Annotated in this window: 19 protein-coding genes and 2 pseudogenes; 4 read left to right on the top strand and 17 right to left on the bottom strand. The window is 29.9% G+C overall.

The window, feature by feature from the left end; genetic code table 11:
• Positions 1-287 precede the first annotated feature (287 nt).
• The 6 genes from AXE85_RS02915 to AXE85_RS02890 all read right to left on the bottom strand — a co-directional run bounded on the left by AXE85_RS02915 (position 288) and on the right by AXE85_RS02890 (position 7,855).
• Positions 288-1,328 carry an LLM class flavin-dependent oxidoreductase gene (locus tag AXE85_RS02915; RefSeq protein ID WP_062173059.1) on the bottom strand — a complete coding sequence of 347 codons (1,041 nt, stop codon included), beginning with the start codon at positions 1,326-1,328 and terminating at the stop codon, positions 288-290.
• A gap of 1,326 nt (positions 1,329-2,654) precedes the next feature.
• A complete protein-coding gene (locus tag AXE85_RS02910; protein ID WP_062173058.1) occupies positions 2,655-4,148 on the bottom strand; it encodes a carboxylesterase family protein in 1,494 nt (497 codons plus the stop codon).
• A gap of 11 nt (positions 4,149-4,159) precedes the next feature.
• The gene (locus AXE85_RS02905) at positions 4,160-5,626 is read right to left on the bottom strand and encodes an ABC transporter ATP-binding protein (protein ID WP_062173057.1); all 1,467 of its coding nucleotides are present in this window, start codon (positions 5,624-5,626) and stop codon (positions 4,160-4,162) included.
• 10 nt (positions 5,627-5,636) lie between these two features.
• Entirely contained in the window at positions 5,637-6,332 is a 696-nt protein-coding gene (locus AXE85_RS02900; protein WP_114889632.1) for an energy-coupling factor transporter transmembrane component T, read from the bottom strand.
• Positions 6,333-6,923, bottom strand: coding sequence for an MptD family putative ECF transporter S component (locus tag AXE85_RS02895; protein WP_062173056.1), 591 nt, complete (start codon positions 6,921-6,923; stop codon positions 6,333-6,335). It abuts the gene before it with no gap.
• 641 nt (positions 6,924-7,564) lie between these two features.
• Positions 7,565-7,855 (bottom strand): hypothetical protein, encoded by a 291-nt coding sequence (locus AXE85_RS02890; RefSeq protein WP_062173055.1) that lies wholly within the window; start codon positions 7,853-7,855, stop codon positions 7,565-7,567.
• Positions 7,856-8,039: 184 nt separating this feature from the next.
• Here AXE85_RS02890 and AXE85_RS02885 point away from each other — a divergent pair, with 184 nt between their 5' ends.
• Positions 8,040-8,417 (top strand): winged helix-turn-helix transcriptional regulator, encoded by a 378-nt coding sequence (locus AXE85_RS02885; protein WP_062173054.1) that lies wholly within the window; start codon positions 8,040-8,042, stop codon positions 8,415-8,417.
• A 754-nt stretch (positions 8,418-9,171) separates the two neighbouring features.
• Here the strand turns inward: AXE85_RS02885 and AXE85_RS08605 are convergent.
• The 6 genes and pseudogenes from AXE85_RS08605 to AXE85_RS08865 all read right to left on the bottom strand — a co-directional run.
• A pseudogene (locus AXE85_RS08605) lies at positions 9,172-9,555 on the bottom strand (transposase); the annotation flags it as partial.
• Positions 9,556-9,607: 52 nt separating this feature from the next.
• A pseudogene (locus tag AXE85_RS08600) lies at positions 9,608-9,952 on the bottom strand (IS481 family transposase); the annotation flags it as partial.
• A 93-nt stretch (positions 9,953-10,045) separates the two neighbouring features.
• Entirely contained in the window at positions 10,046-11,101 is a 1,056-nt protein-coding gene (locus AXE85_RS02875) for an acyltransferase family protein (RefSeq protein ID WP_062173052.1), read from the bottom strand.
• Between the two features lie 322 nt (positions 11,102-11,423).
• Positions 11,424-12,329 (bottom strand): alpha/beta hydrolase fold domain-containing protein, encoded by a 906-nt coding sequence (locus AXE85_RS02870; protein WP_062173051.1) that lies wholly within the window; start codon positions 12,327-12,329, stop codon positions 11,424-11,426.
• Between the two features lie 189 nt (positions 12,330-12,518).
• Positions 12,519-12,665, bottom strand: coding sequence for a Maff2 family mobile element protein (locus tag AXE85_RS08245; RefSeq protein WP_072520166.1), 147 nt, complete (start codon positions 12,663-12,665; stop codon positions 12,519-12,521).
• A gap of 193 nt (positions 12,666-12,858) precedes the next feature.
• Positions 12,859-12,981: a hypothetical protein gene (locus AXE85_RS08865; protein WP_442899684.1), complete on the bottom strand. Its 123-nt coding sequence runs from the start codon at positions 12,979-12,981 to the stop codon at positions 12,859-12,861.
• A gap of 383 nt (positions 12,982-13,364) precedes the next feature.
• On the opposite strand from AXE85_RS08865, the gene AXE85_RS08595 reads away from it, so the two are divergent.
• Together AXE85_RS08595 and AXE85_RS08590 are read left to right on the top strand one after the other, a co-directional pair.
• Positions 13,365-14,189: an ISL3 family transposase gene (locus AXE85_RS08595; protein WP_062173050.1), complete on the top strand. Its 825-nt coding sequence runs from the start codon at positions 13,365-13,367 to the stop codon at positions 14,187-14,189.
• Positions 14,158-14,766 carry a transposase gene (locus AXE85_RS08590; protein ID WP_231723783.1) on the top strand — a complete coding sequence of 203 codons (609 nt, stop codon included), beginning with the start codon at positions 14,158-14,160 and terminating at the stop codon, positions 14,764-14,766. The genes AXE85_RS08595 and AXE85_RS08590 overlap by 32 nt, the downstream gene beginning before the upstream one ends.
• Before the next feature lie 202 nt (positions 14,767-14,968).
• Here the strand turns inward: AXE85_RS08590 and AXE85_RS08380 are convergent, their stop codons facing one another.
• From AXE85_RS08380 to AXE85_RS08850, 5 genes are all read right to left on the bottom strand, one after another.
• Complete coding sequence (locus AXE85_RS08380; RefSeq protein WP_156439982.1) at positions 14,969-15,112, bottom strand: hypothetical protein; 144 nt, start codon at positions 15,110-15,112, stop codon at positions 14,969-14,971.
• 125 nt (positions 15,113-15,237) lie between these two features.
• Complete coding sequence (locus AXE85_RS02855) at positions 15,238-16,716, bottom strand: Lsa family ABC-F type ribosomal protection protein (protein WP_062173049.1); 1,479 nt, start codon at positions 16,714-16,716, stop codon at positions 15,238-15,240.
• A gap of 118 nt (positions 16,717-16,834) precedes the next feature.
• Positions 16,835-16,954 (bottom strand): DUF4368 domain-containing protein, encoded by a 120-nt coding sequence (locus AXE85_RS08860; protein ID WP_062173048.1) that lies wholly within the window; start codon positions 16,952-16,954, stop codon positions 16,835-16,837.
• A gap of 55 nt (positions 16,955-17,009) precedes the next feature.
• Positions 17,010-17,303, bottom strand: a complete 294-nt coding sequence (locus AXE85_RS08855; RefSeq protein ID WP_062173047.1) for a hypothetical protein — start codon at positions 17,301-17,303, stop codon at positions 17,010-17,012.
• Positions 17,304-17,899: 596 nt separating this feature from the next.
• Entirely contained in the window at positions 17,900-18,190 is a 291-nt protein-coding gene (locus AXE85_RS08850) for a MobA/MobL family protein (protein WP_442899685.1), read from the bottom strand.
• A gap of 358 nt (positions 18,191-18,548) precedes the next feature.
• Here AXE85_RS08850 and AXE85_RS02840 point away from each other — a divergent pair, with 358 nt between their 5' ends.
• Positions 18,549-19,571, top strand: coding sequence for a hypothetical protein (locus AXE85_RS02840; RefSeq protein WP_062173046.1), 1,023 nt, complete (start codon positions 18,549-18,551; stop codon positions 19,569-19,571).
• Positions 19,572-19,634 lie beyond the last annotated feature (63 nt).

Genomic DNA, 19,634 nt, shown 5'->3' with positions numbered 1-19,634 from the left:
ATATTGTAAAGAGAAAATCGTAGAATTTTTTTTCTTAATCAATTTTATTAAAGTATAAAATAATGTATATTTCTCATTTAATATTTCATAATTAATAAATATCACCTTGTTTAAAAAATTAATCATTGTATCGGTTTATTTTTCACTAACTTAAAACTATTAAATACCCACAGTATAAAGTTATCCTATCTATCAAACAACATCACTATTCTTATAAATATACTCTTATTTTAACATACCAAACTTTACTAATCTCTCAAAATTAGAATTATACTAACCAACCTATATTACATCTCTTTTACAACTTCCGCTAACAGCTGATATGAATAATGTTGTGCCTGTTCATCGTAAATATACGAGTTAATCAACAATTCATCAAAGTTTACTCTTCGTTTCAAATTTTCTATTTGTTTTCTTACGGTTTCTTTACTGCCGATAAAAGAAACTTTCGTCATATGTTCAACAATGCTCTTTTCATGATCTACAATCTCATTATAATCAAATGCTATCGGGCCGAAATGCGGTACCTTTGTTGCAATTGCATAGTTTTTCCATACGGATTCTTCTGAATTTAAAGGAGGTTGTAATCCTTGAGGATTATTAGTTACTATATTAAGAAACGCTTGTAATTGAGTTGTTGATAATTTCTTGGCTTCTTCATCAGTATCAGCTACAACTGCATTAGCGCCGAGAATTACATATGGTTGCTTCAAACTACTTGACGGCTTAAAATAATGACGATATATAGCTATCGCATTTTCCATCATACTAGGTGCAAAATGTGCTGCAAATGAATATGGTAAACCTAACTCTGCTGCTAAATAAGCACTATCCGTACTTGACCCTAATATATAAAGCGGTACATTACGCCCAGCCGCCGGATAAGCATGAACAGGTCGTTCATCTTTAAAATATTCCGCCAATTCGTTTACTTCTTTTTTGAAATCTAATTCTTCACTTTTTACCCTTCGGATAGCACGTGATGTATTGTAATCCGTTCCCGGAGCTCTACCTAACCCTAAATCCACCCGTTTAGGATATAAAGTATCAATAGTTCCATACTGTTCAGCAACAATATACGGGCTATGGTTCGGTAACATAACACCACCGGATCCAACACGAATTTTATCAGTATTAGCTAATGTATGTTGAATTAAAAGTTGTGTTGCACTGCTTGCAACATTTTTCATATTATGATGTTCAGCTATCCAATAACGCGTATATCCTAATTTTTCCACTTTTTTTGCCAACCTAACCATTGCATCTATAGCATCTTTAAAACTCTCATCTTGACGTAATGGTACCAAATTTAATACCGATAATCTCATATACAACCTCCTTTTATATTTTACCTACTGTTACTATTTTCATACTGATAATGCTTTGCACATTATTTTTAAATAACTCTATAAGAATACCTATATTTTCACATATATAAATTTACTTTTATATCGCAGAATAATAATACCTTTCTTAATTATAATTTAGTAATTAATTTTTTCGATTATAAAAATATTAAATAAATTGTACTTAACATCATTTTTTATTTACATAAACACTTATAATCTCATATAATAAATTCCGCTAAATTTTATCAACTATAATATTATCATAATTCATTATACTCCTTGAAGTTAACTTTAAGTTAAATTATTTTACAATATACTGATTAAAATAAAAACTAGAATAACATAATTTTATGAAGATTATATTATACCAGCAATTTATCTATATATTTATATACAAAATATTATTTGTTGCTAATTCTATAGTGGTGTGGCAAACTTAAGAACTCTCTTTAATTCTTAGGTTTATGAGCGCCTTTAGCACGAATAAATCTTAGAAGTAAAGTATGCAACAGGAACTTGAATTTCAAGGAATGTAGTGACGAGGAAATTCTTAGTTCCCACTGCTAACGTACGCAATGGATTTCTTAAGGTTCACCTGAGCTTATAATCTCAGGTGAAGCCAGTATTCCACCACTAAGAATAGCAACGAACCTAATAGCAATGTTTGTAGTGGTAATAGTAAAATGCTAAAAGCATTTTACTTGGAGAATTTTATGCGTCACTTCTAATATTTATGAGTGCTATCTGCACATCATAAATATTAGAAGTGACGTATGCAAAGACACTAGTATCATCAAAGCCATAAACCATAGGTTGCAGATGATACGTTAGTGGCAACTGCTGACCCGTGGCAGTAGCTACTAGCTAATCTTTTACTCACTTTGTTCGTAAAGATTAAAGTAGCCTTGCATACCTTACTTCTACGAATTTTTACGCATCATAGATGCTAAAAATTCTAGAATTAACCTAGGTTAGTTGTAGGCGTCCATACCGCTACTAACCATTGTTAGAATATTTGTAAAATAATATATAAAAAAATTGTACTATAGGTGTTTTAAAACTCTTCGCTAAAAATCAGTATGAGAAAATTATGAAAAAATTTGCTGACTACATAAATTCATAAACGTAGTCAGCTCTTATACAATTTATCACATCAATAAATTTTAAAATTAATAAACTGTACAAGAAAGATTTGATAAAATCGCGTTCTTACGAAGTCATAATTTTTAAGCCTCTCTCATTGCCCATTGAAATTACACTTTTAAATTTTTATTCGGTTATTTACTTATTTATAACCATCTTTTATTATCTGCGATTACTTATATATTCTTTTCTCAGTTTATCAGCAATACCGCTATTTTGGGTACGATGAATAAGATCTACATGTGGAAATGGTACAGCTTTAATATCTTTATCATACTGTATAATTTTATCCGTTTCATTAAAAAGCGGGCGGTCTGCTATTTTCCCTGATTTTATAAATTCTGTCCAATCCTTTTGAATTGACATAACTGCTCTTCTATTCTCATCGGTAATTTGTATATTCATCTTGTCTATAGTCCCAAAGAAAAATGCAAGTTCTGCTCCATGGTAGGAACCACGAAGCCCATTATACAAGTTAGGAACATAATTCATTCTATATCCGTATATAGGGCATTTTTTCTCCAACGTTTCCATAAGAAATAATGTACTTGAATGAAATACAAAGAGCTCCATAATCAGAACTTGTAAATCAACAACTCCAGTTGCTTCCGTTTTAAATTCATTTTTAAGTATTTCTGCAAATTCCCCATATTTTTTTAAAAGAATTTCTTTCAGTTGTTCTTTTTTCTTTGTAATCCCAAGAGTTTTATAATACATTGGTAATTCAATCATAGAAAATTCATCCTTATTTGCTCCTATTAACACAGGCATAGAAGGAAATTCTCCTCGTTTTAATAAATTCATAGGATGTTCTGTGAAAAACTTACCATCGATAATATCATTTTGTCCCCCTTTTATTTTTAACAAATCCTTAACGGATAGTTTTTTTAATTCCTTAAGTCCGGTTAAATGATTTTTTGCTAATAGTTTTTTATATTGATTTTTAGCAAAATCAATTTTTGATAATATCGGAATGTTTCCCGCACACAATATCAATTTATGAAATAATTTGTTACTTGTAGAATTTAAATAATGATAAAGAGCTGCAACCGCACCACCACAATGCCCCATAAGTGTAATATTAGTATTATCTCCACCAAATGAGCTTATATTATTTTGAATCCAGGTTAATGCTGTTTGCTGATCAAGATAAGCAAGAGAACCTCTTATTTCTCCATTATCAAAAATAGGCATATAACCGAAATTCCCTATTCGATAAGTAATTGTAACTGCTACAACTCCCTGTTCAGCAATATGATTCATCATATATATCGGAACTGTCCCTGATCCTTCGCCCCCACCATGTAAAAATACAACAACCGGTTTTTTTTCTGTAAATTTATCAGAGGCCCATATATTTACTACAAACGCATTTTCTGTCTGAACATCTTTTAGTGGTTGAAATTCCGGGCGCAACATATGATGTTTCATAAAAATATTAAGTTTTAATGGATATTTTTTCTGTGGAAAGCAAAAACTTCCTTCTCTATTCAAAAAACTATCTTCAGAATACTCTTCCCTAGATATAAGTTCAGGATATTCAAATCTTTCAGCCCTTGCGTAAGGCACACTTAAAATAGAATGCACATCATTCCCTTGAAAATCTTTACCTACTATATCAGTATAAACTTTTCCAATTTTAGTTTGTAAAATCATTTATTCTCCTTTTATACTTCAAAATACTTTACTATCTTTCCGTCTTCAATCTGCAAAACAAAATCACAACAAAGTTTTATAAGTTCCGGATCATGTGTAGACACAAATAATGTTTTCCCTTGATTAACCAGACTCTGTAGCAACTCAGAAACAGCGCACATATGAAGATAATCTAAACCTGATGTAGGTTCGTCAAATAACAAAATCTCCGCTTTTGCTGCCATAGCCGAAGCTATAGCTACTCTCTGCTTCTGACCGCCTGAAAGTGCCATTGGGTGCTTATCCTTAAATTCAAGAAGTCCTAGATTATCTAAGATCTTATTACAAACCGAAATATCTTCTTTCTCCATGGATAATAGGACTTCTCCAACTACACTATCTGTAAAAAGCTGATGATTTACATCTTGCATCACCATATAGGACTTTCTTATTAATTCTTTTCCCCTATATATATTTTCCCCTATCTTTAATTCTCCTTTACAGCTCTTTTCCAATCCGCAAAGGCATCTTAAAAAAGTTGACTTCCCAGCTCCATTCTTTCCCGTAACACCTATTATGCTTCCCTTTTTTACAATTAGATTAGGTATTTCCAAATCCAATTTAGACTTATCTACTTTCTTTTCCCTTCTTCTTTTATATCTGAAAGTAAAATTTTTTAATTGAATTTTATCTTCATTGGTTAAAATTACCGGTTTATCAATATTATTCAATTCATCTGTAAATTGGCTGATATATTTAGATTCTAAATTTACAGGTCGTAACTTCATGTTGCGTAACTCATCTTCGTTTAGCTTACTAAACTCTTTCTGCCACTCCTTTTTAATCTCTCCATCTTCCATATATATTACTCTATCAATTAAATCTTTAAGATACCAAAGTCTATGTTCAGAAATAACTATAGTTTTACCTTGTTTTTTCCATTGCAATATTATTTCTCTTAAATCTTCTATTGCTTTCCAATCCAAATTAGATGATGGTTCATCTAACAACATTATCTTTGGCTTTAAGGCTGCAACCGAAGCACACGCAATTTTCTGCTTTTCTCCCCCGGAAAGTTCAAACAAACTTCTTCCTTTCAAATTATCTAAATGCATTTCCTGCATGATTTCATTTTTTCGTTTTACTATTTCCTCCACAGATAAGCCTAAATTTTCAGCCCCAAAAGCAATTTCCCCTTCAGTGTCTAAAGAAAAAAACTGACTTCGTGGATTTTGGAATACAGAACCGACAGTCCCGGCTAATTCATATAACTCGGTATTTACTACATCAAAGTTCGCTACCCTTAAATTCCCATCTAATTCCCCTTTGTAATAATGAGGAATTAATCCATTAATAAGTCTAGTTACAGTAGTCTTTCCACAACCCGATGCCCCAGAAAGTAGAATAGTTTCTTCTTCTTTAATTTCCAATGATATATTTTTTAAATCCTGTTTTTCAGATCCTTTATATCTAAAGTTAATATTTTCTATCTTAATCATAAAATCTCCTCTACAGCCCCCAAATATAACCTATGGTTAGGGTAGTAAAAACAACAAATGCTACATAATCAAATTTTTTAAAACCTATTTCACAAATATTGCTTCTTGTAACAGGTGCTCCTAATCCTCTGGTAATAGCTGCTGCCGAAAGTTCATCTCCAATAGAAACACATGAAAATAAGAGTGGTATAATTCTGTACTCAATCATCTTTATCAAATTTCCTCCTGCAAGACTAATACCTCTCATCTTCATAGCATCTCTTATATACCCATATTCCTCTTTTATAGTGGGGAAAAATCTCAAAACTACGGCCAAGGAAATAGCTAATCCCTTAGGGCAATGCAACTTATTTAAAGCCGCCATAAATTCGTTAACTTTAGTGGTTCTTACCGTATACCATGCCATAATAGCAGAAGGGAAAAATTGTAACATAACACTGCAGTACCCTAATGCTAAAGCACTAATGAAACCGCCTCCATTGTTAATAAAAAAATGCATAGCTAAAATTCCAAGTATATAAAATATAGTGAATCTAATAGCCGTTTTGACCTTTCCCTCAACTATTAATAGTAAAATCGGAACTATGGTAATAACCACCCTAAGTGTTAGACTAAGAGTGGTAGTTGCTGTTGACATCGTTAAAAACGATATTAAAAACATCATATACATTTTTGTTCTGGGATCTAGTGAAAATTCATTTCGCACTTATGCAATACCTGCTTTCTCAAAATGTTTTTTAACAACTTTCTTCCCTATAATCGCACCTATTACTCCAAAAATAAAACTTAAAACAATAAGTGGAATTAAAGTTGTGGTATTGATATATGTAAATAAACCATCCACATATTCACTTGAGAAATTTCCCGATTGCAAATTCTCACGATAACTATCTGCAGTAAATACAACAGGCAGAAAGTTTGCTGAACACCACATAGAAAATACTCCAAAACTAATTATAGTTTTCTTACTATTCTTATAATTACCGGATTTTGCAATTAAGTCGCTAATAACACCCACAGCTAAAATCATAGGTGCACCCAGCCATCCCATACCGGTAAAATACATAATAATTGCTAATAATGTAGCCATCATGGTTATCATACCGAATTTTTCAACTTTTGTATAAAAAAGCATCATCGGTATAGCACTCAATAATGGAATAATCGCTACATAAGCGGCTACAATGAATGGATGAATAAAACCACTCATACCGGCAGCAAATTCCACTACAAATATCAAAGCAGTAAATATACCTACATTTATAAAATCTTTTACATTTAATTTTTTACTATCCATTTCTAACTCTCCTTTAAGTTAAGCATTTTCATTTACTTCTTTAATTATAATCAACTATCTCTAACTCGTCAATACTATTATAATAAATTACTAATAGATTTGGATTGTCAACACTTTCCTAGACAACATTCATAAAAAGACTGTACTTTTAAGCCATCACCACTAAATTTTTAATTAACAACCAACATCCTTTATCCATTTTTTAATAACTATTTAGAATAGTAAATTTTCAGAGAAAATTAACACTGTTCCCAAAGGTTTAAACACAATATCTCTTGACTAAGTGAAAATTTTTCCTAAAATAACCCTACAACAAATATTTTCGATTTATATTATCTCTATTTCCTTTTGTTTTTATCGCATCTACCACTAATTTATCATCTTTATTCTTCGTTCTTCCTGACTGAATATCCTATAATCTCTCGGTTTATTTTTTTCTGTTTCACTTTCATTTTGTAAAAATTTTTGAGATTTGTGACTTTGTTTTGTATAGATAAAAATAATTCTTTGAAATATTTATTTCTGCATAAAGTTTTTAGCAGAAAACAAAAAAGATGATAGTTTTTTGCCTATCATCTTTGATAATTATTTTTTCTTATACCCAGTATTTAATACAGAGTCAGCTTTTAATATGTTACAGTTTAAGCTACTTCATAGAAGCGCACATCTGGATCGGTAGACCAAGTCGGCTTAAGTCCGACAAAAACATCGTTTTTAAACATGTCTGTTTCAAGATATGCCTTTGCATGCTCCATGCTATCGAAACCATGAATAACCTGAACATCCTCATCACGGATGAGCAGTTCTTTCGTCATTGCGCCTTCGATATTGTCAAGGAACGGCTGGCGGTAGTCGGTGTAGACCTTCGCTGCAGCAGGACGGTTTTCTGGGCTGATGACCATTGTGATCTCAAGATACGCTTTTACTTTCATCGTGAATACCTCCGAATATTTTATATTTGAATTTGCATTTCCTGAATGCAATTACAGTGTACCATAGATGCTAAATAAATAAAAGATATAAAGAATTTTATTTGTTACTTATAAATTTAATAGTGATTATATTTTTAAAAGTACTAATGCTATAATAAAAGTAGAAAGTTTGGAGGTGCTTAATATGTATCAAAAGAAAATGCAGCCGGACATCAGGTGTCCGTTAGAATATGGACTTAAATTGTTCGGAGGAAAATGGAAATCCCGCATAATCTGTATTCTGAATGAAAAAGGTACTTTACGGTATAGTAGTATTCGTAAGGAAATGTTGAATATCACGGATGCCGTGCTTGCCGCTACATTGAAGGAACTTATCAATGACGAGCTTGTCACCCGTAAGCAGTACGATGAAATACCTCCGAGAGTGGAGTATTCTTTGACAGATAAAGGTAAATCAGTTGTGCCAATTCTCCAAAACATTTGTAAATGGGCGGGCCTTTTCCAGAGAGAAAGTAGCGACAACATTATGACACAATGTCAAAAATGTGATTACAATAGATAACTGAATTTTATATATTACTTCAAGAAAACAAAAAATATGTCCATATTCATAAAAACTTATTAACAAACATATATTCTACGCAGTATAATACATCCTGTAAATTTACAACTAGGATGTACAGTAAATAGAGATGAGAAAAACCACTACTTCTATTTATTATACAACCTGAATATTAGGACGAATAAGAAGAAAGCTAAACAACCATATGCTGCTTAGCTTTTCTCTGTCCCCTTGTACATTTGTAAATGATGTGAAACAAAAAAAGTTAAAAATAAATCACGGATATGATGGGGCTGACCCCAAAAGTGAAAAGAAAACCCAAAAAAAGATTGTGAAAAACTTATTTTTTGGTTTTTTCCATGATTTTTAACTGAAAATATAAAAAATATTTCCCAATAAAATCAATTGATTTCCCTTTGTTTATTAGTTATTTTTCTAGTTTTATTAGATTGTGGGAAATAGCATGTAGGGTAAATTCGACTCTCACATTTTCAATTCTGCAAAGGGGAAATCTTGTGAACGCTAGATTTTATCTTAAGTTACCAAAGAACCTCTCAATTTCTATTTTCTTTTCGAATATATTTTCTTAGTTTCTTCATTTTTTAAAAGTCTTGCCTTTAACTCTTCATACGTTAGATTGTATAAAATAATCCTATTCTCTTTTGCTTTCGTACAGAGTTATTTTAACGAATAATCACCACAGTCTTCACATTTATATTGTTTTAAGTCTCTTTTATATTCATATTTATTTGTTCTACTTACAATTTTCAAAGTATATATATCTGTTATTTGGGCATAAAAAACTATCATTAAGTACGTTATATCCCCAGTTTGATGAATTTTTTATATTTTCTTCACAGTAGACACAGTTTTCTTTGCTTTCGTATCCTGCATCAGCTACTATTATTTTTGGATTTATTACCCCTTGCGATTTTATATATTCCATATGTGGTTGGAATATTCTTACATCTGTTGGATTTTGATGTATTGTAAATTCTAATACATATTTATTGTGTACTCCTACTTGTATATTGTATTCTGCTTTTAATTGTCTATTTTTCATATGATCATCTTTCATTCTCATGAATGTTGCATCTGTATCAGTTTTAGAGTAACTGTTTCTTTCTTGATGTATTTCTAATTGTTCTTCATATTTTTTAGTCTTGGTAGGTAACTGTACCGATCTCCTAAAAGTTAGATTTTTTGGGGTCGGTACAAAGAGAGCAAGGATGTTTTTTATAACCTTTATTAAATTTAAGTTTAGCATATAATTCAATCATAGAAATATTTGGATTACGTTTAATATAGTTTTTAATCCATGTTATTTCTTCTTGTGAGTGTGGTTTATGTGATTTATCCATAAGGGAGAGTGTTTTGTTCCGTCATATCTTTTATTCCAACGCATAAGTGATGCTTTAGATTATTTTGTATCGTCTACAAATAAACTCTATAGCATTGTTATTTCTATATGTTTTTACTGCTGCAAGTCTTATTTGTAGTGTATGGGGTATATATCGTTGTGTTTTTTCTGTTATAATAATTTTCATGATTTTTTGGTTTATACTATTATTATATCATGGAGATGATTTTTTGTTTATTAATTTTAAAAAGAAGTAACGATTTTTTCGCTACTTCTTTTTTCTACTGTCCTTTTGGATCAGCCACCTCTTTTGAATATTAATAATTATCAAATGGATAGCCTTTGCAGAAATTATACTAACTAAGAAAACGACTATTGTGAAGAGAATGTCATTTAAATTTGAAGAAGTAAAATATTTACCGAAAAATGTAATAGCAAGACCGTGAATCATATATAATTCAAAGGATATTGTACCTAACTTTAGTAAATAATTATTACTGAAGTCAATATTTTTTATAATTAGCATAAAATATATCGTGAAAATAATATTGTCTAGATTCGCTGAAATTGCATAACTATAGGCATCTACTAATCCTACTTTGGTAAGAACAATATTATATTTATGAGATATAAATATTAAAATAGTAAAAAGCATTAGACTTAAAATATAATATTTTCCAAAGAAATAATCTATTACTTTTTTGTTTTTTGCCCAAACTAATCCTATAATAAATGTAAGAATACTATTATACCACCAAAATCCATAATTCAATTTTATAGCTACAACAATATATAATACAATAAAGATAAAATTAACCGTAATACTCATGGTAGTATTCTTTATAAATTTAAATGAGATATAGAAAAATATATAAGTAAAAATTATAATATCAACAAACCAACCATTATATATTATAGTTGTATGTTTTAAAAATAAATTATAAAAGAAATTCAAATTTATTATTTCTTTTAGATATACCACTCTATAAACTAAGTATATTCCAGAGATAAATACAAATGGAATAAGTATTTTCAACAGTCTTTTTCTAAAAAAACTAGTTAAATAATCAGATTTTACTTGGGTTTGAATATATAATCCATAGCCAGATAAAAAGAAGAAAATAGAAACAATATAAGTACCCATATATTGAAAATTAGAAAAAGTCTCCCCAGAAGATATCCACTGAGATAGGTGATGTAATATTATGCCAATAGCTAATAATCCTTTTAATCCGTTTGTTGAGTTCTTGTCTAAATAATCTTTATTACCCTTTGGGAGCAAAAATATTAAACCTGAAAATAATAATAGTATTATTATATCCATAGCATCCTCCTTAATTTTATATAGAAATTGTATCGCATATCTTTTTAATATGCAATACAAATTTAACTATTTTATATCAGGCAGTAAATTTCATTATATACATTTGTAAATGATGTGAAACAAAAAAGTTAAAATAAATCACGGATATGATGGGGCTGACCCAAAAGGGCAGTAGAAAAAGGAAAAATATACCTTATATTTTCTTGTAAAATTAGTTTTAGATATAGTAAAAATCTCCTTAGTATTTTGTGGTAAATTTATTATATCAGATTTTTACTATGTTTTTTTTTCTAATTTGATTTTTCAATTTCCCATAGATAAATCATTTGTGATATTCAATCATATTTCTCCAACCTGATTTCGCTTCTTTTACAACAGGAAAAAATGGATAACAGTGATACAAATTTCCCCCTATTTCCGAAATAACCCTTACCCCACATTCTTTTAATTTAGTTTTGATGGGTTCATATGCGGCATATAATACTTCATCACTTCCATAGGAAAGATAAACCTCTCCTACCCCGTGATAATCTCCCTTTTCAAGATATAACATATATTCCGGAACATTTTTACCATGAGTCAAAATTTTATCCATTTTTTCCATATAAGACAGACTCAATAAAACATCTTTTTTATCAAGTTCCTGCCCTTTTCTTATCAACTCTTCATCTGTAAAGCATTGTCCGGGTGATGACGCATATATTTTCTTGGAAACTTCAACTTCTTTATGCATTGCATTGATATGAGATACAAGTCCTAATGCAAGTGTCGCACCGGAAGAACTTCCCGTAACAAGAATGTTCGAAGCGCTATAAGTATTGAGCATTGACTTATACAAAGCATAAATCCAATCAAATACTTCATCAATTGTATGATCTATGCAAAGCGGATAATATGGAATAACCATATTTCGTCCACTTTCAAGAGCTATTTTCAAAGCCTTTTTAATAGAAGCCGGACGAGGATGCACAAGCATACCACCCCCAATTAAAAATAGGCACACTTTCTTTGTCGGTTTCTTATGAGTTATATATACAACCTTTTCCCCATTAAACTCTTTAATTTCATAGTCTATTTCATTATGAGAAAGCATAGGAATCTTTGTTTTATCCATATCCTTTCGAGCTTTTGCAATCAACTCAGCTTCACCTGAATTAAAATATTTTTTAAATCCTATGAACTTAATAAATGCTTTTAAAAAACGATATTTCAACGATAAATTAGACATTTTTCTACCTCCTTATCTTCTATATTAACCATAATACATTATTTTTTTGTAGTTCAATGCAATACTAATCCTCTTTTTTCACTACTATACTTACAAGGATTATACCATAAATATTAATTATATCCAATATTTGCTTGCCTTTATGTTTTTATTTTAGAGATTTGGTTGTGTCGTTCAGTCTTTATTTTATCAATTGCTTGGAGCCTGTGATTTAGCTACAAGATTGTCATTCCCATATCTTTCCACGAGGTTGATAATTCCCCATGTTTCAAGCTCTGCGCCTACTGCCATAACTAAAATTTTTAATATACTAACAGCTTGTGTAAAAAATTCCATAATTTATTCCTGCTCATTTTCTTCTTTATTTTCAATTTTGTTATATGACTTCACTACAAAGTTTTTGTAAGTCTTTCACCCTTTTTCACACTTCTTAAAGTAGCCGAAGATGCAAATTAAATCACCTTTTGAAAACTCCTTAGCCACTTCAGATTTATTGTTATAGGCTGTACAGTTGGTATACTCTCTATATTTATTCGTAACTTTTTAAAAGAACAAAATTTACAACTTGAACCTCTTCATCGCCTTTATTAAAAGTCCCAAAAGTAGGTTTTTTTAACAAGTTGGCATTGATGTTAATCATCTCTTTATTCATTTATTTCCCTCCGATTAAAAAAGCGACTGAAAAGTTAATTCCAATCGCTAAGCGTTTGCATATTCAGTTGTCTTTTAAGTAGGGCTTCTTATCCTTATCATCGTATCTCCTTTACTTTCTGTAACATATTTAAGGAATTAGTATTTCAACGTATATATATATATATATTAGTGAAAGGCATTTGAAATACTAGTTAGCTTCTCTACGAGTTTTCCCTATTTATTGATCGCAATATAAATTGAAAATAGGCATGAAAAAAGAGGTTGTATAATAAATACGGGGCATGGGAAAAATCCATACCTCGTATTGTTCTTTAATATACAAAAAGACAAATATCCAATATAATTAAAGTGCAAAAAATAAACTATGAAAGGATATCTGTCATGAATAATTTTAACACAAAAACAAAAGAAATAAAAGAGGGAGAATTCATTAAAAACCTACTACAAATAAAAGATAAAAACATTACTATAGAGGAAACACATAGAGAAATCATTAAAAACAATCAAAAGTACTTTGTATTCAAAGGTACCTTAACATATAAATCCAAGAAGTGTGAATGCTGTGGTTGTCTTAATAAAGGTTATACTGTAGTTAAAAACGGCTTTAATGAACTTACTAGAATTAATCTATTAAAAATATCAGGTATCCCTGCTTATTTGGAACTAAGAAAGCAACGTTTCAAGTGTAAAACTTGTAATAAAAAATTTGTAGCTACTACTTCTTTTGTAGATAAATACTGTAGTATTTCTAAAAATGTTAAGTTTTCTATAATGAGTGATTTAGCTGATACTTTATCTTTTAAACAAATAGCCAAAATGAATAATGTATCGGTTAATATTGTTATAAGAACTCTTTATAAATGTAAATCCCATGTAGACATTCTTAACTATAATACCTTACCTGAGTATTTATGCTTTGATGAGTTAAAGTTTACTAAAGATAGTAAAAATGGTATGAGTTTTATTTTTTTAGATGCTTTAACTCATGAGATTATTGATATAGTTGATGGTAGAACTGAGTATATTTTAAATAATTATTTTTCCAGATTTTCTAAAGAGGCTAGAAGTAATGTTAAGGCTATTTGTATTGATATTTATACTCCTTATATGAAGTTGATTAGAAATAAGTTTCCTAATGCTGAAATTGTTATAGATAGGTTTCATATTATTCAAAATGTTAATAGAGAACTTTATTCAAAATGTTAATAGAGAACTTAATAGAACTAGAGTTAAGCTAATGAATATTTACAAAAAACAAAAAGGTATTAATTATACTCTTTTAAAAAATAATTGGAAGTTAATATTAGAAGATGAAAGTAATGTTACTCATGGTAGGTTTTTCTTTAATAGGAGTTTTAGGAGTTTAGTTACTAGACGTGATATTTTAGATTATTTATTAGGATTAGATTGTATATTTAAGGCTAGCTATGAGAGAGTTCAGGATATTAGATATGCAATAAGGTATAGAAATGAGTTGGAGTTTAAAGAATTAATTGAAAAATCTACTATCGATTTATCTGATGGTGTTAGTAAGGCTATTAATACTATGAGAAAACATAAAGGGTATATGCTTAATAGTGTTAGGTATTCTATTTCTAATGGTTCTTTGGAGGGTATTAATAATAAGATAAAGGTTTTAAAGAGAGTTTCTTATGGTTATAATAGCTTTTATAACTTTAGATTACGCATTTTAGTTGTTTCTAGGTTATTTGTTTCTGAGTATAAAAATAATATTTCTTTTAAGGGCGTTTTGAAAAATGCCAAGCAACACTGCATTGCTTAGCATTTTATCCTTATTTTTTCTCATGCCCCGTATTTGACACAGAGCCTAAATCCATAGCTATAACGCATAAAAATACCCTCCTTACTGATTGTCCAGTAAAGAGGGTACATATCAAAAGTTGAGGACTGTTTTTTTATTTTATTTCTCTAAACTTAGTTTCTGAACCTTTTTTATGATAATACTTAAATTTGATCCTGTTTCTTTAGCTATTATATAATGAATTAAGTTTGCCGTTTGCCGTTTGCTCCTTTGATAACTCTGTTTCCAAAATAACATTATCAATTTTAATACAAGTATTTACATTTTTCAGTCTTACTTTTTCAATTATTTCTACTAAAAGTGTCATTTTAGGTATTCTATTTTCCCTATCGGTGTTATTCCTCTCAACAATGCAATTATTTCCATAATTCTCAAACTCACAATACTTTATACTTTCATTAGATTCTTCTAAACTTTGATTGTTTATTTCGTTTATAATTGTATTATTTTATTAGCCATATCTTCTAAAAATCGCTTATCGTGTTCCACAAATATAAGTGTAGGCTTTGCTTCTTTTATAATTTCCTCAATCTGTATTCTTGATATTACATCTATATAATTTAATGGTTCGTCCCAAACAAATAAATGAGCTGGCTTTGACAAACTTACGACAATTAAAACTTTCTTTTTTTGTCCATCACTATAATTCTTCATATCCATTTCAAATAATTCTCTTGAAAAATCTAATTTTCTAAGAATTGTTTTACACAATGTTTCATCAACATCTTGCTTATGAATATACTCATTTAGGCTACCTGTTAAATCAGATGTATCTTGAGGTATATACGATATTTTCAAATTACTTACTAATTTTACCTCACCTGTATATTCATGATTTAGACCTAATAAAATTTTAATCAAGGTCGATTTTCCACTTCCATTACTACCACATATAGCTATTATATCGCCTTGTTTTATCTCAAAGCTTAGGTTATTTAATATCTGTTTTTCTCCATAGTGTGATGATAAATCACCAACCGATATTAGAGGATTTTTGTGATGATGTAACGGATGCAGTAATAGACTTTCCTTTGTTTCAATATCTTTTAATAAATTCTGTTTTTCTTCTATTGCCTTATTTTGTCTATTCTCCAAATTCTTAGATTTTTTCATCATCTTGGCTGACTGATGACCTATATGTCCTTTGTCCGGTTTTACACCTGATACTTTCACACCATTTTTAGTGTTTTCAATTTTATCAGACCAAATTTTACTTTGTCTTGCAGCTTCTTTTAATCGTTTAATATCTTTTCTTAATCTCTCATTTTGACTGATTTCAAATTGATCTTTCATCAATTTGTTTTCATACCATGATGTATAATTTCCTGATTGAACATCAATAGAATTCCTGTTAATAGAAATAACATGATTGACACAGCCATCTAAAAAATCTCTATCATGAGATATGAGCAAAAAACCTTTTTTACTTTTCAGATATTCACTTACAATTTTTCTTCCGTCCATATCTAAATGGTTTGTTGGTTCATCAATAAGTAAAAAACCATCTTCTCTTGTAAACAAAATAGCTAAAAGGATTTTTGTTTGTTCTCCTTTAGAAAGCGTTTCAAATCTCCTATAAACAAGCCTTTCATCTACATTTAGCAAATTAAGTTCTCTAAATAATTTCCATTCTTCCTCATCTGATATTAGTTCTTTATATAACTCAATCCCTAATTTTGAAGTATCAATTATATCTGGTGGAAATTTAATAAATTCAACATCCTTGCTTATTTTACCTTGATAAGTTTCTTGATTTAAAAGTAACTTAAATAGAGTTGATTTACCAATTCCATTTCTTCCTATCAATCCTATTTTCCAGTTTGTATCAAAGGAAAACGACACATTTTCAAATATAGGTTTTACATATCCATAATATGAGAAAGTGAGGTTTTCAATTTTAATTGTCGACATAAAAACACCTCCTCACAATCCTATTTCATTTAATATTATACCATTTTTAAGCCATTTTTTCTATATCAGCTTTCTGTGGCACTTGATAGTTGCCTATAAAATTAAAATATACATCAACTTATTGTTTTCTTTCTTTACCTTTTCTTCCTCCTATCGCTTCATGGACTACAACTTTTTCTATATACTCATTTATCATAGGTACGGTCAGTTTTTCAATATTGGTATATTTTTCTATCATTTTTAAGAATTTATCGGTGTCAACTTTTCTCTGATAATATCTTTCTATTTCTTGTTCAAAATACTGTATTTTTTTCTAAGTCTTGTTGCTTTGTATCATAGGTATTAAATAATCTATCAAAGTGTTTTACAGGAATTTTTCCAAGTGCATGGCCTTCATATAGCTTTGTAATGAGAGTTGTTAGTTCTGTATTTCTTGATGATAATTTTTCTAATTTTGTTTTATCCTCTTTATAATTTTCTTCTCTTTTTTCGTCGACTAACTTGTTCATCACTTTTATAAACTCTTGCTTTTCTTCTTTTGCAAAATCTGTGATTTCTTTTATTGATTTTAGGAGAATTTCATTCACCGTTTTTACTTTGATGTAGTGAATACTGCAAGTACCTTTTCTGTGTCTGTAATGTTGGCATACAAAAGAGTAATCACTATCATATTTCTTTTCTTTATGTTCTGCCGGCTCTCAATAGCTTAGCTTTCCTCCACAATCGGAACAGATTAAAAGCCCTATAAATGTTCTTTCAGTTATTTCTTGGCACTTTCAAATAAAATAATCTCTGCGGTATGCTCGTTATAAAAATCTTCTTGCTTGCTTTTCTTTAACTTGGTATAGACTTTATAAGTATCCTTATACTTCAAATACTTCTCTGCTTGGTCGATAAGTTTGGTGTTATCATCTATTCTCTTTTCGGTATCTTTTATAGCTCTTGTGGTCTTGTAGTTCTTATCTCTTAAAGTAACTATACTTTCTTTCAGTTCAGATAGAAAAGTGATGTTTTTCTCTTTTGAGAATTGATGGCTTTCAATATATTTTTCTAAATCTGCATTAGGATTATCTGCATTTTTACGGATAAGCTTTTCAAAAACGGTTGGCAGATTTTCTTTTGGTTAGAGGGAGGATTTGATATTTTCATTTTCTACTTTTTCTTCTTTTCCAATTCCTCTTATCTAATTCATCAAGGATTTTATTTGTCTTGCAATTTCTTTTATTATCTTATTCTGATATTTGACTTCTCTACTGATATTTCCTCTATTAGTAGCTATGCCTTGCTTTTCCATTTGGGTGGCTGATATACTTAAATGAATGGTCGGTATTTGCTCTATACCTTGTCTTTGATAGGAACGATGGTTAACTTTTTTCTGTATGCTGTTTTCTTTCAAATATTTGTTCGTAATATCTTCCCATGCTTTTCGCCACTCTCCCGCTTTTTCTTGCTCATTTAAATCGACTGTTTTTATCTTCTTCAGTCAATGGCCTTTCTTCATAAGTTCTGTTACTAATACGTCTCCTTATTACCTCTTTTACGTTAATTGGTAATCTATTAACTTTCTTAAATTTCATATTTAACACTCCTTTCTTTATCTATGTATAAAACTCTTATATTTTATTATATTACTAAATATATATTCTACTTAACTTTATCAGGGTAAGACTTCCTCTATATTTTATACTTGCATTATAACATGCACTTATGTCTATATGAGTGTATATTTTTTAATATATGTTTCATACCAATTTTTTTACCCCAAGGCTGTCTATATGATATAATTTACTTATACTTGATTGAAGAGATTAACTCAGAAAAGAGGACTGGATATGGGCTTTTTTATAGCAGTTTTAGGTTTTTACCTTATTTTCCTATTGTCATTTTTATTGACTATTTATATCTACCTTAGGCTTGCATTAGCTGTAAGGGCAGGCAAAGATGTTCCTAAATGGATTTATAAGTTTGGTCAGGGTTTTAGACATAGAAATTACCATACTTTTGATGATGTCACGGATCCTATTGCTCTAAGAGAGGCGACTTTCTTTATTTTTCGCCTTGTCATTATCAATATTATCGTATTTATTGTAATATATTACAAAACGTATAATTTCCAAAAAACACTTTATACCTGTTTAAGAACCCAGATGGCTATTGTCCTTGTAACTATGCTCATCCACGGTATTATAAAATTTATTTCGACAATTCGTAACAAGTCAAATAAGCCCATGCATGTGTATTCTTCATCAAATGCAGTGATTGGAGGTCTTTTTTTCACATCATTCCTCCTTACTATGTTTATATCTATATCAGGTTTCCCTGCCGAGCCTATCACAGTGCAAGTAGACAAAACCAACCTAGTTGTAGGTCAGACAAGAGCTTCTGATCTCTTGTCTTCAGGCTTTACCTTTTACAATAAAAGTCCTGATAGTGAGATTGTAAACAAGCGTAATGACCACTTTTATTATGGCGAACTTGTAGAACTGGTGAGAGATGGCAAGCCATATGGCTATGTGTCCCTGACGCCAGAGTGGTCAGATTCGGATAAGGTCAAGAACTGCATTGTAACTTTTTGTGAAATAAAGGCAGATAATGAACAATTATCCAAGATTAGATTTAATAATAAGGATTTGTCAAAACTAACCATCAAGGATTTTAAGACTAGGAAATTAACCGATATTTTTTCACTAAATCCTGTCGATTACGAAGAAATAAAGAACGATATATTTTTCTGCCTTAAACTACAGACATCAGGATACGCCTTGTGGAAGACATACCGTATTGAAGCTAATTTTAATTCGGACTATACTCCGGATCGTTATGGTGTTAGAGCCCAACATACAATATGGGAGTAGGCATTGTATACCTACTCCCATATTAACTATATTTCAAATACCCAATTATTCCCAAATGTTCCT

The organism is Gemella sp. oral taxon 928 (genome assembly GCF_001553915.1).
Classification (GTDB): domain Bacteria; phylum Bacillota; class Bacilli; order Staphylococcales; family Gemellaceae; genus Gemella; species Gemella massiliensis.
The sequence above is the reverse complement of the archived record's forward strand: the minus strand, read 5'-3'. Positions and strand labels throughout refer to the sequence as shown.

Coding starts and splice junctions, on each gene's coding strand:
- AXE85_RS02895 (WP_062173056.1), bottom strand. CDS start 6,923: ATGGATAGTAAAAAATTAAATGTAAAAGATTTTATAAATGTAGGTATA.
- AXE85_RS02855 (WP_062173049.1), bottom strand. CDS start 16,716: ATGTCGACAATTAAAATTGAAAACCTCACTTTCTCATATTATGGATAT.
- AXE85_RS02905 (WP_062173057.1), bottom strand. CDS start 5,626: ATGATTAAGATAGAAAATATTAACTTTAGATATAAAGGATCTGAAAAA.
- AXE85_RS02840 (WP_062173046.1), top strand. CDS start 18,549: ATGGGCTTTTTTATAGCAGTTTTAGGTTTTTACCTTATTTTCCTATTG.
- AXE85_RS08245 (WP_072520166.1), bottom strand. CDS start 12,665: ATGGAATTTTTTACACAAGCTGTTAGTATATTAAAAATTTTAGTTATG.
- AXE85_RS02890 (WP_062173055.1), bottom strand. CDS start 7,855: ATGAAAGTAAAAGCGTATCTTGAGATCACAATGGTCATCAGCCCAGAA.
- AXE85_RS02910 (WP_062173058.1), bottom strand. CDS start 4,148: ATGATTTTACAAACTAAAATTGGAAAAGTTTATACTGATATAGTAGGT.
- AXE85_RS02915 (WP_062173059.1), bottom strand. CDS start 1,328: ATGAGATTATCGGTATTAAATTTGGTACCATTACGTCAAGATGAGAGT.
- AXE85_RS02870 (WP_062173051.1), bottom strand. CDS start 12,329: ATGTCTAATTTATCGTTGAAATATCGTTTTTTAAAAGCATTTATTAAG.
- AXE85_RS02875 (WP_062173052.1), bottom strand. CDS start 11,101: ATGGATATAATAATACTATTATTATTTTCAGGTTTAATATTTTTGCTC.
- AXE85_RS08590 (WP_231723783.1), top strand. CDS start 14,158: ATGTTAATAGAGAACTTTATTCAAAATGTTAATAGAGAACTTAATAGA.
- AXE85_RS08595 (WP_062173050.1), top strand. CDS start 13,365: ATGAATAATTTTAACACAAAAACAAAAGAAATAAAAGAGGGAGAATTC.
- AXE85_RS08380 (WP_156439982.1), bottom strand. CDS start 15,112: ATGACACTTTTAGTAGAAATAATTGAAAAAGTAAGACTGAAAAATGTA.
- AXE85_RS02885 (WP_062173054.1), top strand. CDS start 8,040: ATGTATCAAAAGAAAATGCAGCCGGACATCAGGTGTCCGTTAGAATAT.
- AXE85_RS08865 (WP_442899684.1), bottom strand. CDS start 12,981: ATGAATAAAGAGATGATTAACATCAATGCCAACTTGTTAAAAAAACCT.
- AXE85_RS08860 (WP_062173048.1), bottom strand. CDS start 16,954: ATGATAGAAAAATATACCAATATTGAAAAACTGACCGTACCTATGATA.